The organism is Nocardia asteroides (assembly GCA_019930625.1).
Taxonomy (GTDB): Bacteria; Actinomycetota; Actinomycetes; order Mycobacteriales; family Mycobacteriaceae; genus Nocardia; species Nocardia sputi.
On record CP082844.1, the window covers coordinates 1,355,319 to 1,367,777 of the forward strand.

Consider the following 12,459-nt stretch of genomic DNA (forward strand, 5'->3'; position numbering starts at 1 on the left):
GGCCGACATCCGGTCAGCATCGACCTCCGGTCCGCATGTCGAACACCCAACGCGCCCAGCGCACCTCACCTCCCGGTTTCGAGCGAAGCGAGACCGAGCATCCGCCGTTCGCGGCCCTGCTCGCGTCCGAGTGGCCGCCGCGTAGGCGACGAAGGAGCACGCGGAGGCGCGGCAATCAGATACAGGAGCTCCCATGGAAGTCGTGATCAGACAGCTGTTCACCGGGCTGAGTCTGGGATCGATTCTCTTGCTCGCCGCGCTCGGTCTCTCGCTGACCTTCGGTCAGATGGGCGTGATCAACATGGCGCACGGCGAGTTCATCATGGCCGGTTGTTACACGACCTACGTCGTGCAGAAGGTCGTCTCGTCGGCGGGCGTCTCGCTCGTCGTCTCCCTGCTGGTCGGTTTTCTCGTCGGCGGTCTGCTGGGCGCCGCGCTGGAGATGGGCTTGATCCGGTGGATGTACGACCGGCCGCTGGACACCCTGCTGGTCACCTTCGGTGTCGGGCTGGTGCTGCAACAGCTGGCCCGTGACATCTTCGGCGCGCCGGCCAAGAACGTCATCGCGCCGGAGTGGCTCAGCGGCGGCGTCACGATCCTGGGCGCGGTGGTGCCCAAGACGCGCATCTTCATCCTCGTCCTGGCGGTCGTCGCGGTGACCGCGCTGGCCGCGGTGCTCAAGGCGACGCCGTTGGGCCGCCGCATCCGCGCGGTGGTGCAGAACCGCGGCTTGGCCGAGACATCGGGCGTGTCCAGCCGTTTCACCGATATCAGCACCTTCTTCATCGGTTCGGGACTGGCGGGCGTGGCCGGTGTCGCGCTGACGCTGATCGGCTCCACCAGCCCGACCATCGGCCAGAGCTACCTGATCGACGCGTTCCTCGTGGTGGTCATCGGCGGGCTCGGCCAGATCAAGGGCACGGTGATCGCGGCGTTCGCGCTCGGCCTGCTCAATTCCTACATCGAGTACTCGACCACCGCGTCCATCGCGAAGGTCATCGTCTTCGTCGTCATCGTGATCGTCCTGCAGGTCCGCCCGCAGGGCCTGTTCACCGTCCGGACAAGGAGCCTGGCATGACCTCGCTCGTACAACGGTGGCGCGCGCACTCCTCGCTCGGCGCGCCGACCGGATTCGCCGTCGCCGCCATCCTGTTGTTCGCGGTCGCGCCCGCCGTGCTCAGCGATTTCCGGCTCAACCTGCTGGCGAAGTTCCTGTGCTTCGCGATCGTCGCGGTCGGCATCGGCTTGGCTTGGGGGCGAGGCGGAATGCTCACCCTGGGTCAGGGCGTGTTCTTCGGTATCGGCGCCTACATCATGGCCATGCATCTGCAGATGGCCGACGCCGCCCGGCTCGGCAACGACGTGCCGGAATTCATGGAGATCGCGGGCATTCGCGAGTTGCCGTCGTTCTGGAAGCCTTTCGCGTCGGCTCCGGTGGCGCTGCTCGGCATCCTGGTGCTGCCCGCGCTGATCGCCGCGGCCTTGGGATACGGCGTGTTCAAGCGCCGCGTGAAGGGCGCGTACTTCGCCATCCTCAGTCAGGCGCTGGCCGCCGCGCTGGCCATCCTGCTGACCGGCCAGCAAGCCATCGGCGGGTTCACCGGCCTGTCGGATTTCCGCGCGTTCTTCGGGTTCAAGCTGTCGGACCCGGTCAACCGGCAGATGCTGTTCTTCATCGCCGCCGGCACGCTGCTGGTGGTGGTGGCGCTGGTGCGGCAGCTGATGCACAGCCGGTACGGCGAGCTGCTCGTGGCGGTGCGCGACCAGGAGGAGCGCGTGCGTTTCCTGGGGTACGACCCGGCGAACGTGAAGATCGTCGCCTACGTGGTCGCCGCCTTCTTCGCGGGCATCGCCGGTGCGTTGTTCACCCCGATCGTCGGCATCATCTCCCCCGCCGACATCGGTGTCGTTCCCTCGATCGCCTTCCTCATCGGCGTGGCGATCGGCGGCCGGACCACCCTGCTCGGTCCGGTGCTCGGCGCGATCGGCGTGGCGTGGGCGCAGACGGCGCTGTCCGAGGAGTTCCCGTCGGGGTGGACGTATCTGCAAGGCGTGCTGTTCATCGTGGTGGTCGGGTTCGTCCCGGCCGGGCTCGCCGGACTGTGGCCCCTGGTGAAGGGCGTTCGGGACAACCGATTCCGGCGTCCCGCTCCGGCTCCGGCCGTGGTGGCCGCGGCGGCGCAGGCACCTGTGACGGAGAAGGTGGAATCGCGATGACCGAGACCGCGCACGAACCGAAGCTCGGCGGCAACGCCGGGATGTCCAGTGAGTACCTCGAGATCCGTGGCCTTTCGGTGAGTTTCGACGGATTCAAAGCCGTCACCGACGTCGATTTGACAGTGTTGCAGGGCGATCTGCGCTTCTTGATCGGTCCCAACGGCGCGGGCAAGACGACGCTCATCGACGCGATCACCGGGCTGGTCCCGGCGACCGGGTCGGCGCAGAAGACCGGTGTGGAACTGCTCGGCAAGAAGGTGCACCAGATCGCCCGGCTCGGAGTCGGACGCACGTTCCAGACCGCGAGCGTGTTCGAACAGCTCAGCGTGCTCCAGAACCTCGACATCGCGGCGGGCGCGGGACGTTCGGCGCTCACCATGCTGCGCCGCCGCAAATCGGTGCTGCCCGCCATTGAGGAGGCTTTGGAGACCACGGGTCTGGCCGACCTTCGCGACAAGCCCGCCGGGGTGCTCGCGCACGGACAGAAACAGTGGCTCGAGATCGGCATGCTCCTGGTGCAGAACGCCTCGGTGCTGCTGCTGGACGAGCCGGTGGCCGGGATGAGCGCCGAGGAGCGGGAGGAGACCGGCAACCTGTTGCGCCGCATCGGCGGCGACCGGGTCGTCGTGGTGGTCGAGCACGACATGGATTTCATGCGCGCCTTCGCCAGCTCGGTCACCGTCCTCGCCGGCGGCACAGTGCTCAGCGAAGGGACCGTCGAACAGGTCCAGGCGGATCCGAAGGTCCAAGAGGTCTATCTCGGCACCGCCGCGGCGGTCGGGACCGAACTGGAGGACGCGTCGACCGCACCTGCCCCGCAGTTACCCCAGGAAGGCGACAGCGATGCTTGAACTCACCGATATCCACTCCGGCTACGGCCGCACCGAGGTGATCCACGGCGTCTCGGTGACCGTGCCGGACGACAGCGTGGTCGCCATCATGGGGCACAACGGCGCCGGGAAGACCACGCTGCTGCGCACCGCCGTCGGCTTGATCGGCGCGAAGTCGGGCCGCATCGAGTTCGATGGGGAAACGATCACCAAGCTCGCGCCGTCGCGGCGAGTGCGCCGCGGGATCGCGTACGTGCCGCAGGGACAGCAGAGTTTCCCCCAACTGACCACCGCCGAGAATTTGCAGGTGGTCGCGGACGGCCGTAAACGCGGCAAGGCGCTGATCGATGAAGCGCTCGAGCTGTTCCCCGCGCTGCGCGAGTTGCTCACCCGCAAGGCGGGCCTGCTGTCCGGCGGCCAGCGTCAGCAACTCGCCATCGCGCGGGCGCTGATCACCGAGCCGAAACTGCTCATCCTCGATGAGCCGACCGAAGGGATCCAGCCGTCGGTGGTCGCCGAGATCGAGCGCACCATCATCGATCTCACCCGGCGCGGCGGGCTGAGCGTGCTGCTGGTCGAACAGCACATCGGCTTCGCGTTGCAGGCGGCGCAGCGCTACTACGTGCTGCAATCCGGCCGGGTGACCTCCACGGGCGCGGGTGGCGCGGGCGCCGAGAGCGCGGTCCGCTCGGCGATGGCGATCTGAGCACCGCCGTGACGCGCGACAGGGGGCGGATTCCCTTGCGTGAGCAGGTGTACGACTCGTTGCGCCACGACCTGGCCACCGGAGCCATCGTGCCGACCGAACGGCTCGGCGAAGAACGTCTCGCCGAAACTTACGGGGTCTCACGCACCCCGGTGCGCGAGGCGCTGGCCCGATTGCAGGCGGACGGCCTGGTGGAGCGGCTCGCCGACGGCTTGTACCCGTACCGTCCCCGACTGGACGAACTCGATCACCTCTACGAGTTACGGCTCGTGCTGGAGGCCAGGGGCATGCAACGAGTGGGGCCGTCCGGCGAGGCTCCCGTGCACGATCTGGAACTCGTGCGCGCGGAACTCGACGTCTGGCGCGCGCTCCTCGACGACCCACCCGAACCCGGCCCGGCGCTGGTGGCAGCCGACGAACGATTCCACACCACCCTGCTCGCGGCCGCGGGCAACGCCGCTCTCGCCGACGCCCTCACCGCCGTGCACGTCCGTGTGCGCCCGGTGCGCACACTGGACATGCCGACCCCGGAACGAATCGCCACGATGACCGCCGAGCACATCGCGGTGGCCGAACATCTGGTCTCCGGTGCGGTGGACGCGGCGGCGGCCACGCTCACCGCCCACATCGACACCTCGCGAACGCACGTGCTGGCCCGCGCGCAGCACGCGCTGCGCCTGACCAAACTCGGCCGCGCCGTGCGCGATTGACGTGTCAGCAGCTCTGCTGGAAGGGGAAGCACTCGGTGGGCCGGTACGCGGGCGGCGACGGGGTGGGAGTCGTCGTATCGGTCGCCGGGAGCGGCTGCGCCGAGTCGTGGGCCAAGGCGGTGGCGATCACCCCGAGCACGAACAGGACTCCGACCACCGCGATCACGACGACCGACCAACCGGCGTAGGCCTGTCCCTTCGTCGCGACGCCCGGCGTCGGCTGCACGCGCGGCTTGGGTGAGCGGGCGATGGTCGTGACCGGCTCCGGCGCCTGGTCTTCGAAGCCCGCCTCGAGCAGTTCCGCGCGGGACGGCGCGATCTCCGCCAGACCGAGCGCGCCGCACGCGCCGATGACCCGGTCCACGGTCCAGTTGCGCGGTCCCGCGGAGAATCCCTCCAGGTAGATACGCAGCTCGGTCGCGTCGGTGACGTTTCCGACGACGACGTCCAAACCCGGCCGCAGGCTGGTGCGCGCCGGTCGCACCACGGCGCCCCGGAACGGGACGAGCACCACGGCGCCGCTGATGTGGCCGGGGTCCTGTAACGCCCGCTGGAGCATGTGCTTGACCGCGTAGATGCCGTGTTCCACGCGCTCGGCGGGGCTCCCGGATTCCGGGTCGTCCAATTCCACCGGTGCGTCGCTGATCTTCCACGGTTCTTCGGCCGGTGTGCTCAGAATGCCGCTCTGCCTGCGCCGGAACCCGTGTACCTCCAGCACGGTCAGCCCACGCGGGGTCCACACCACGGCGTCGACGCGCCGGTTGTCCGCTTCCAGATCGATCACGGCGAGGCCGGTCGTCGGATACGACCGCAGGCACGCGACGAATTCCCGCTCGGCACCGGAAAGCTCCGCTCCGGGCCTGATCCTCACCAGCATCTGTTCCCCTGCCGACCTGTTGTCCACACCTGACGCCGCGAAACGCACTGCGGCCGCGGTGACCCGCACCGGTACTGATGATGACGGGGTACCCGGCCGAAAACCACTCCGAAAGCAAAAGAATGCTGACCTCCGCACGGGATACTGCCAAGTAGGCTCGAATCTCGGTCGGCACCGACGCCGGCCGAACAGACCACGCGGAGGTGGCAACCAGCATGGTTTCAGCGCTGCAACCACGCATCTCACCCGGACGGTTCCGAGAACTCGGCCCGCTCAACTGGGTTGTCTGGCAGGTGCTTTCCCGCGCCGCAGGCACCGGTGACGCCCACTTGTTCAGCACGCTCGGCCGCACCCGCGGTCTGTTCCGGGGCTGGCTGCACTACTCGGGCAAACTCATGCCGGGCGGACGCCTGCCCCGTCACGAGTCCGAGCTGGTCATCATCCGGGTCGCGCACCTGCGCGGCTGCGACTACGAGATGGACCATCACATCCGGCTCGGCAGGCGCGCCGGGGTGACGGGCGAAATCCTCGAGCGGCTGCGCGAAGGCCCCGCGGCAGCGGGCTGGTCGGACAAGCACCGGGCGCTGCTGGCCGCCGTGGACCAACTCGTGCGGACGCGCGACCTCGACGACGACACCTGGGCGGAACTGGCGAAGCACTACGACGAGCGCAGTCTGATCGAAATCGTCCTGCTGATCAACCAATACGACGGGCTGGCCTCCACCATCACCGCGCTGCGCATCCAGCGCGACGGCGTCTAGGAGCCGACGGGCGGCCCCTCGATCCGGCGCGCCAGACCGTCCAGCACCAGCGCCAAACCGAATTCCCAGGCGTGATCGGCGCTGTAGGCGGCGTCGTGCGCTCGGCCCGCGGACGCGCCGATACGTGCGGCCAGCGGGTAGCGCTGGGCATCGAAAACCTGCGCCAGGATCGGTGCGGCCCGTTCCCACCACTGCCCGTCGGACATGGCGCTGTCGGCCGCGGCACGCGCACTGTCGATGGCGATGCGGGCGACGGAGGTGACCCAGCCGAGCACGAACGTCAGTGCGGCGTCCATGGCGACGTCGTCGAGCCCGAGGCCCGCGAAGGCCTCCAGCTCGTGGTCGTATTTGGCGGCGAGGCCGGGGCCGAGCGGTGGCCGGGTGGTGGGCAGATACGCCACCCAGGGATGGCGGGCCAGCATGACGCGGTTCTCGGCCGCGATCCGGGCGACCCGCTCGCGCCAGGACAGGCCGGTGAGGTCGGCGCGCTCCATCCGCGCGTAGACCGTGTCCAGCATCAGGTCGAGCAGTTCGGCCTTTCCCGGCACGTAGGTGTAGGTGGCCATCGGGGTCAGGCCGAGCCTGGTGGCGACGGCGCGCATCGTCAGCGCGCCGAGCCCGTCGGTGTCGGCGATCTCGATCGCCGCGGCGACGACCGCCTCGATGCTGCTGCGCTGCTTCGGCCCCCGGCCCGTGCCGGAAGCGGGCGGAATCCGCCACAGCAACTCCAGCGTGCGCACCGGGTCGCCCGCACCGCTGCGTTCCTTCGGCTGTTCCACCGCCGCCTCCTCAACCCATTCGGATCACCGATCGTATCGATGTGACCCAGCTCATAGTGCACCACTCCAAGAGAATCTATACAAAGTATAGAGTACTTAGTACAGAGTTGATTGCCGTCGCCGAGGAGGACTCATGAACATCACCGCTTCCGCCATCTCGCTCAACGTCCCCGACCCGGCCGCCTCGGCGAAGTTCCTCATCGACCACCTCGGTTTCGAGGAGAAGATGTCGGCCGACGGGTTCGTCTCCCTGGACCGCGCCGACGCCGGATCGAACGTCATCTACTTGCGCACCGGGCTGGCGAGCTTCAAGCCGAAGAGCGCCGCGGGCAGCGCGGGCGAGGGCCTGCTCGTCGTCTTCGTCGTCGATGACATCGACGCCGAGTACGCCCGGCTGCAAGGCGAGGGAGTGCCGATCGTGACACCCATCGAGACCGAAGAGTGGGGCGAGCGGTACTTCCAGATGAGTGATCCGAACGGAATCATCATCCAATTGGTGCAGTGGGTATGAGCGAACGGCGCGGATCTCGCGAGGATCCGCGCCGTTCGGCTTCGGCGGCCCTCAGCCGAGCGCGGCCCGGAATACTTCGACGGCCGCGGTAGCCGGTCGGCCGAGCAGTTTCTCCAGGTCTCCTGAGCGCACGTCGAGAATGCCCTCGGCGATGCCCGCGTCGGCGTCGGCAAGCGCCTTCGCGTAGGCCTCCGGCAATCCGGCCTGGATCAACGCGGCGGCGTAGTCCGCCTCCGGCAGGTTCTCGTAGCGCACCGGCTTGCCCGCCGCCTCCGAAATCGCTTGGGCCAATTCGGCATAGGTGAGGCTGTCCCCGCCGCCGAGTTCGTACACCCGGCCCGCGTGACCCTCGGTGGTGAGCACCCGTGCGGCAGCTTCGGCATAGTCGGCGCGCGCCGCACCGGCCACCCGCCCGTCGCCCGCGGCTCCGCGCAGCACGCCCGACTCCACCGCGCCCGCGAGGCCGCCCAGGTAGTTCTCCCAGTACCAGCCATTGCGCAGAAGGACATGCGGCACGGCGGATTCGGCGAGCACCGCTTCGGTGGCCTTGTGCTCCTGCGCGAGAATCAACGGGTTGTCGATCGCGTTCGGAATGCTGGTGTAGGCGAGTAGTTCCACGCCCGCGCGTTCCGCCGCGCGGATGACGTTGGTGTGCTGAGCTACTCGTGCGCCGAACTCGTTGCCCGAGACCAGCAGCACCCGGTCGACGCCCTCGAGAGCGCGTTCGAAGGCCGCCGGGTCGCCATAGCCGGCCTGCCGGACATCCACTCCACGTTCGGACAGGTCGGCCACCTTCCGTGGATCACGCACGATCGCGACGACGGGCGTCGCCCCCGCGCGCAACAACTCCTCCACCACCAGTCGGCCCAACTGTCCACTGGCTCCGGTCACGGCGACGGTCATGAATACCTCCCAGGCATACGAATTTTATAGTGCTAACTATTCGTAAGTACTATGCATTCCGTGGCCACTGTGGTCAAGTTCGCTACCATTACGGTCATGACCGCCCAGCGAACCGTCTCGGCCGAGGCCGACGACCCCACGCTGGAAGCCGACGTCTTCGCCCGGAACTGCACGTCACGACCGGTCTTGCAGAACGTCGCCAGTCGCTGGGGCACCTTGGCGCTGGTCGCGCTGCGCGAAGGCGCCTTCCGGTTCAGCGCCCTGCGCCGACGCGTGGACGGCGTGAGCGAGCGCATGCTGTCGCAGACCCTCCAGGCACTCGAACGCGACGGCATGGTGCATCGGGAGGTCCTGGAGACCATTCCGCCGCGGGTGGAATACACCCTCACCGAACTCGGCGCCGAGGTCGCCGCCCACTTGGAGGCGCTCATCCAGGTGCTGGAGACCAACATGCCGCGGGTGCGCGAGGCCCAAGCGGCCTATCACCGCGACTGAACCGCGACGGCGGGAAGAGACCGGCGTCACCGCGGGTTACACGGGCATGGAACTCGCCGCCGCAGTCGCTTTCGCGCGCGACCACCGCAGGTCCGTGCTCACCACGATCCGCCGCAACGGACGGCCGCAACTGTCCAACGTGCTGCACGTCGTCGGCGATGACGGCCGCATCCGCATCTCCATCACCGCCGACCGTGCGAAGTATCACAACCTCGTTCGCGACCCGTGGGCGGCGCTGCACGTGACCCGCGACGACTTCTTCGCCTACACCGTGCTCGAGGGCACGGCCGAGCTGACCCCCGTCGCCGCCGCGCCCGGCGACCCCACCGTCGACGCGCTCGTCGACTACTACCGCACCGCCACCGGAGAACACCCCGACTGGGACGAGTACCGCAACGCGATGGTCACCGATCGCCGCGCCTTGGTCCTGTTCACACCGACCCACGCCTACGGCATGCTCTGATACAGGGTCGTCGAAGCACCGTTCGCCGGTCCACGATCACGCGGGCTGGTCTTTGTCCGAGGCCAGCCAGACTTGCAGGTTCTCCGGGTTGATCGGAATCGAGACATGCTCGTGCCCGATCAGCCGTGTGCCGTTCGACTGTCGAAGGCACACGGTCTCTCGCACCCATATCGCGCTCTGAAACCCTCCCTTGCGCGTTCCCGAGTCCGGCCGCATCTGCCTCGACCTGCTCGGCTCGGCGAGCGCCAGAGGGGAACGCTATGTGGGCGAGTGGATTCCCGCACCCCTGCCCGACCACGGAGAGTGGACCGGCAACCGGTCCGGCGGCGCCGCCGACCCCGCCGACCGGATCACCCTCGACGAGTCGGTCGACATGGCGTTCCTCGTCGTGCTCGAATCCATGACCCCGGCCGAGCGCGTGGCCTTCATCCTGCACGACATCTTCCGCTTCCCCTTCGGACATCAACGCCCTCATCGGCCTGCTCGACCCCGATGCCATCGGAATCGCCGACGGCGGCGGCCAGGCCAACGGCCCTCCCGCACCCGATCGAAGGCGGCGAGCGGATTGCTCGCTACATCATCGGTCTCACCGCCAGGACATCCGGCCAAACGATGCTGGAACGCACGGTCAACGGCCGTCCCGGTCTGGTACTCCAGCTGGGCGAGACCACAGCGACGGTGGTGGCGTTCGAGATCGCGGGCGACCGGATCAAACGCCTCTGGGCCGTCCGCAATCCCGACAAGCTCCGCCAGTGGACAACCGGAGGCAACGACTGAGCGAAGGGCCGCGGGATGGCCGACCACGGCCGCATCGGCGGTGGGCCGACGAGAGACTCAGCGGGACATCAAGTCCGATACGGTGACGAACTGGTAGCCCGCCGCACGCAACTCGGTCACGATGCGCGGGATGGCGTCCAAAGCGGCGGTCGTACCGAACATGACGTGCAGCAGGATGATCGAGCCGGGACGGACCTCGGCGAGGGTCTCGGCGACGATGTCGTCCGCGGTGGCGCTCTTCCCGGAATCGGGTTCGACGTCCCACATCACGGTGGTCCGGTCGTGCTCGGCCAGGTAACGCGGCAGCGTGAACAGCTTCTTGCCGTAGGGCGGGCGGAAGGTGATCGGACCGACGTAACCGGTCTTCATGATCTCGGCGTCGGTGCTCTCGACCTCCTCGCGGACCGTGCCGGGGGTGACGAAGACCATCCGCCGATGCGAATAGGTGTGGTTGCCGATCTCGTGGCCCGCCGCGGCGATCGCCCTGCCGTGCTCCGGGCGCGCCACAAGATCGCGGCCGTTCAGATAGAAGGTGGCCGGAACCTGAGCGGCGGCGAGCACTTTCAGCACTTCGGGCGCGCGATCTGACGGCCCGTCGTCCAAGGTCAGTGCGACCACCCGCGCGTCGGTGTCCACCCGGCTGACCACGTGACCGGCCAATTGGAAGGTGCGCGCTTTCGTCAGATAGTAGGTGCCCGTCACCAGCAGCACCACCACGACGAGCACCGGCACACTTCCGATCAGCCACCTGCGAAACATGCACGCTGTATAACAGAATTCGCGTATCGGCGCCGTGTCCCGCCGTCGCTACCGACGCGGAAACCATTGCCCGGGAGACGAAAAGGGCGTGCGATCGATGACCGCACGCCCTCGTCGGGGACAGCTCAGAAGTTGATCATGTGGCCTGCCAAGCCGTGGAAGGCTTCCTGCAGGGCCTCGCTGAGCGTCGGGTGGGTGTGCACGTTCCTGGTCAGCTCGTTGACGGTCAGATCCCACTTCTGCGCCAGCGTGAGCTCGGGCAGCAGTTCGGAGACGTCCGGGCCGATGAGGTGCCCGCCGATCAGCTCGCCGTACTCGGCGTCGGCGATGAGCTTCACGAAACCGGTCGGGTCGCCGAGGCCGTGCGCCTTGCCGTTGGCGGTGAACGGGAAGGTCGCGACCTTCACGTCGTAGCCCTCGTCGCGGGCCTGCTGCTCGGTCAGGCCGAAGCTGGCGACCTGCGGCTGGCAGAAGGTGGCCCGCGGCATCATCCGGTAGTCGCCGAGGGTGACGGTCTCCGCACCCGCGATGGTCTCGGCCGCGACCACGCCCTGCGCCTCCGCGACGTGCGCGAGCTGGAGCTTGCCGGTGACGTCGCCGATCGCGTAGATGTGCGGCACGTTGGTGCGCATGTAGTCATCGATCCCGATCGCCCCGCGGTCGGTGACCTGCACGCCGGTGGTCTCCAAGCCGTAGCCGTCGACGCGCGGGGCGAAGCCGACGGCCTGCAGCACCTTGTCGACGGTGACGGTCTCGACCGAGCCGGTCTTGTTGTCCTTGATCGCGACGGTGACCTTGGCGCCGTCGTCCTCGATGGACTGCACGGCCGCACCGGTGGTGATGGTGATGCCGAGCTTCTTGTACTGCTTGGTGATCTCCTTGGAGACGTCCGCGTCCTCGTTCGGCAGCGCGCGGTCGAGGAACTCGACGATGCGCACGTCGACGCCGTAGTTCTTCAGAACGTAGCCGAACTCCATGCCGATCGCGCCCGCGCCCACGATGAGGATCGAACCGGGCAGGTCCCGGGTGAGGATCTGTTCCTCGTAGGTGACCACATTGGCACTGAGCTGGGTGCCCGGCAGCAGTTTGGTGACGGTGCCCGCCGCGATGATCGCGTTGTCGAAGGTGATGTTCTCGGTGCCGCCCTTACCGAGTTCGACCGAGAGCGAGTTCGGGCCGGTGAAGGTGCCCTTGCCGTCGAACTCGTCGATCTTGTTCTTCTTCATCAGGAAGTGGACGCCCTTGACCCGGCCGTCGGCGACCTTGCGGCTGCGGTCGAAGGCGACCCCGAAGTCGAAGTTCACTTCGCCGGAGATGCCGAAGGTCTTCGCCTCCTTGGTGAAGATGTGGGCGAGCTCCGCGTTGCGCAGGAGCGCCTTGGACGGGATGCAGCCGACGTTCAGGCACACACCGCCCCAGTATTTCTGCTCGACGATCGCTGTTCGCAGGCCGAGTTGAGCGGCGCGGATCGCGGCGACGTATCCGCCGGGACCAGCACCGAGAACGACGACATCGTAGTGGGAAGTCACGACCCGAGCCTAACTCCGCGGCGGGAAGTTCACCCACCCGTCCCCCACTACTGTGAGGCGTGGACCACACCGGCGGGCGAACTTCCCCTGATCGGGAAGAACGCGGTGGCTGTGCGGGGTTAGCATGCCGCGTGAGCAGCCG

General features: G+C 67.9%; 15 protein-coding genes. 10 read left to right on the top strand and 5 right to left on the bottom strand.

Features of this window, described 5'->3' with window-relative positions:
• Positions 1-193: 193 nt before the first annotated feature.
• Genes urtB through K8O92_06340 form a run of 5 tightly spaced genes read left to right on the top strand, consistent with a single transcriptional unit; the run spans position 194 to position 4,463 of the window.
• Complete coding sequence (urtB, locus tag K8O92_06320; GenBank protein ID UAK33560.1) at positions 194-1,078, top strand: urea ABC transporter permease subunit UrtB; 885 nt, start codon at positions 194-196, stop codon at positions 1,076-1,078.
• The gene (urtC, locus tag K8O92_06325) at positions 1,075-2,217 is read left to right on the top strand and encodes an urea ABC transporter permease subunit UrtC (protein ID UAK33561.1); all 1,143 of its coding nucleotides are present in this window, start codon (positions 1,075-1,077) and stop codon (positions 2,215-2,217) included. Before urtB ends, urtC begins: the two co-directional genes overlap by 4 nt.
• Positions 2,214-3,068 (top strand): urea ABC transporter ATP-binding protein UrtD, encoded by an 855-nt coding sequence (gene urtD, locus K8O92_06330; protein UAK33562.1) that lies wholly within the window; start codon positions 2,214-2,216, stop codon positions 3,066-3,068. Before urtC ends, urtD begins: the two co-directional genes overlap by 4 nt.
• Positions 3,061-3,753 carry an urea ABC transporter ATP-binding subunit UrtE gene (gene urtE / locus K8O92_06335; GenBank protein UAK33563.1) on the top strand — a complete coding sequence of 231 codons (693 nt, stop codon included), beginning with the start codon at positions 3,061-3,063 and terminating at the stop codon, positions 3,751-3,753. Before urtD ends, urtE begins: the two co-directional genes overlap by 8 nt.
• An 8-nt stretch (positions 3,754-3,761) precedes the next feature.
• A complete protein-coding gene (locus K8O92_06340) occupies positions 3,762-4,463 on the top strand; it encodes a GntR family transcriptional regulator (protein UAK33564.1) in 702 nt (233 codons plus the stop codon).
• A 4-nt stretch (positions 4,464-4,467) separates the two neighbouring features.
• Here the strand turns inward: K8O92_06340 and K8O92_06345 are convergent, their stop codons facing one another.
• Positions 4,468-5,340 carry an NERD domain-containing protein gene (locus K8O92_06345; GenBank protein UAK35480.1) on the bottom strand — a complete coding sequence of 291 codons (873 nt, stop codon included), beginning with the start codon at positions 5,338-5,340 and terminating at the stop codon, positions 4,468-4,470.
• Between the two features lie 227 nt (positions 5,341-5,567).
• On the opposite strand from K8O92_06345, the gene K8O92_06350 reads away from it, so the two are divergent.
• Positions 5,568-6,101 (top strand): carboxymuconolactone decarboxylase family protein, encoded by a 534-nt coding sequence (locus K8O92_06350; GenBank protein ID UAK35481.1) that lies wholly within the window; start codon positions 5,568-5,570, stop codon positions 6,099-6,101.
• Here K8O92_06350 and K8O92_06355 read toward each other — a convergent pair.
• Positions 6,098-6,841, bottom strand: coding sequence for a TetR/AcrR family transcriptional regulator C-terminal domain-containing protein (locus K8O92_06355; GenBank protein UAK35482.1), 744 nt, complete (start codon positions 6,839-6,841; stop codon positions 6,098-6,100). The two genes, K8O92_06350 and K8O92_06355, sit on opposite strands and share 4 nt — an antisense overlap.
• A gap of 172 nt (positions 6,842-7,013) precedes the next feature.
• On the opposite strand from K8O92_06355, the gene K8O92_06360 reads away from it, so the two are divergent.
• A complete protein-coding gene (locus K8O92_06360) occupies positions 7,014-7,391 on the top strand; it encodes a VOC family protein (GenBank protein ID UAK33565.1) in 378 nt (125 codons plus the stop codon).
• A gap of 51 nt (positions 7,392-7,442) precedes the next feature.
• Here K8O92_06360 and K8O92_06365 read toward each other — a convergent pair whose 3' ends face one another.
• Positions 7,443-8,294 (bottom strand): SDR family oxidoreductase, encoded by an 852-nt coding sequence (locus K8O92_06365; protein UAK33566.1) that lies wholly within the window; start codon positions 8,292-8,294, stop codon positions 7,443-7,445.
• A 96-nt stretch (positions 8,295-8,390) separates the two neighbouring features.
• Between K8O92_06365 and K8O92_06370 the strand changes: the two genes are divergently transcribed.
• The 3 genes from K8O92_06370 to K8O92_06380 all read left to right on the top strand — a co-directional run bounded on the left by K8O92_06370 (position 8,391) and on the right by K8O92_06380 (position 10,029).
• Complete coding sequence (locus K8O92_06370; GenBank protein ID UAK33567.1) at positions 8,391-8,789, top strand: helix-turn-helix transcriptional regulator; 399 nt, start codon at positions 8,391-8,393, stop codon at positions 8,787-8,789.
• Between the two features lie 46 nt (positions 8,790-8,835).
• On the top strand, positions 8,836-9,252 hold the full coding sequence (locus tag K8O92_06375) for a PPOX class F420-dependent oxidoreductase (GenBank protein UAK33568.1): 417 nt from the start codon (positions 8,836-8,838) through the stop codon (positions 9,250-9,252).
• A 492-nt stretch (positions 9,253-9,744) separates the two neighbouring features.
• The gene (locus K8O92_06380) at positions 9,745-10,029 is read left to right on the top strand and encodes a hypothetical protein (protein ID UAK33569.1); all 285 of its coding nucleotides are present in this window, start codon (positions 9,745-9,747) and stop codon (positions 10,027-10,029) included.
• A gap of 57 nt (positions 10,030-10,086) precedes the next feature.
• On the opposite strand, the gene K8O92_06385 is transcribed toward K8O92_06380, so the two are convergent.
• Positions 10,087-10,788, bottom strand: coding sequence for a polysaccharide deacetylase family protein (locus tag K8O92_06385; GenBank protein ID UAK33570.1), 702 nt, complete (start codon positions 10,786-10,788; stop codon positions 10,087-10,089).
• 125 nt (positions 10,789-10,913) lie between these two features.
• Entirely contained in the window at positions 10,914-12,317 is a 1,404-nt protein-coding gene (lpdA, locus tag K8O92_06390) for a dihydrolipoyl dehydrogenase (GenBank protein UAK33571.1), read from the bottom strand.
• Positions 12,318-12,459: the final 142 nt, after the last annotated feature.

What these genes read in the sequence shown, in the direction of transcription:
- urtB (UAK33560.1), top strand. Translation starts at nt 194, where the DNA reads ATGGAAGTCGTGATCAGACAGCTGTTCACCGGGCTGAGTCTGGGATCG.
- urtC (UAK33561.1), top strand. Translation starts at nt 1,075, where the DNA reads ATGACCTCGCTCGTACAACGGTGGCGCGCGCACTCCTCGCTCGGCGCG.
- urtD (UAK33562.1), top strand. Translation starts at nt 2,214, where the DNA reads ATGACCGAGACCGCGCACGAACCGAAGCTCGGCGGCAACGCCGGGATG.
- urtE (UAK33563.1), top strand. Translation starts at nt 3,061, where the DNA reads ATGCTTGAACTCACCGATATCCACTCCGGCTACGGCCGCACCGAGGTG.
- K8O92_06345 (UAK35480.1), bottom strand. Translation starts at nt 5,340, where the DNA reads ATGCTGGTGAGGATCAGGCCCGGAGCGGAGCTTTCCGGTGCCGAGCGG.
- K8O92_06360 (UAK33565.1), top strand. Translation starts at nt 7,014, where the DNA reads ATGAACATCACCGCTTCCGCCATCTCGCTCAACGTCCCCGACCCGGCC.
- K8O92_06365 (UAK33566.1), bottom strand. Translation starts at nt 8,294, where the DNA reads ATGACCGTCGCCGTGACCGGAGCCAGTGGACAGTTGGGCCGACTGGTG.
- K8O92_06370 (UAK33567.1), top strand. Translation starts at nt 8,391, where the DNA reads ATGACCGCCCAGCGAACCGTCTCGGCCGAGGCCGACGACCCCACGCTG.
- K8O92_06375 (UAK33568.1), top strand. Translation starts at nt 8,836, where the DNA reads ATGGAACTCGCCGCCGCAGTCGCTTTCGCGCGCGACCACCGCAGGTCC.
- K8O92_06380 (UAK33569.1), top strand. Translation starts at nt 9,745, where the DNA reads ATGCCATCGGAATCGCCGACGGCGGCGGCCAGGCCAACGGCCCTCCCG.
- K8O92_06385 (UAK33570.1), bottom strand. Translation starts at nt 10,788, where the DNA reads ATGTTTCGCAGGTGGCTGATCGGAAGTGTGCCGGTGCTCGTCGTGGTG.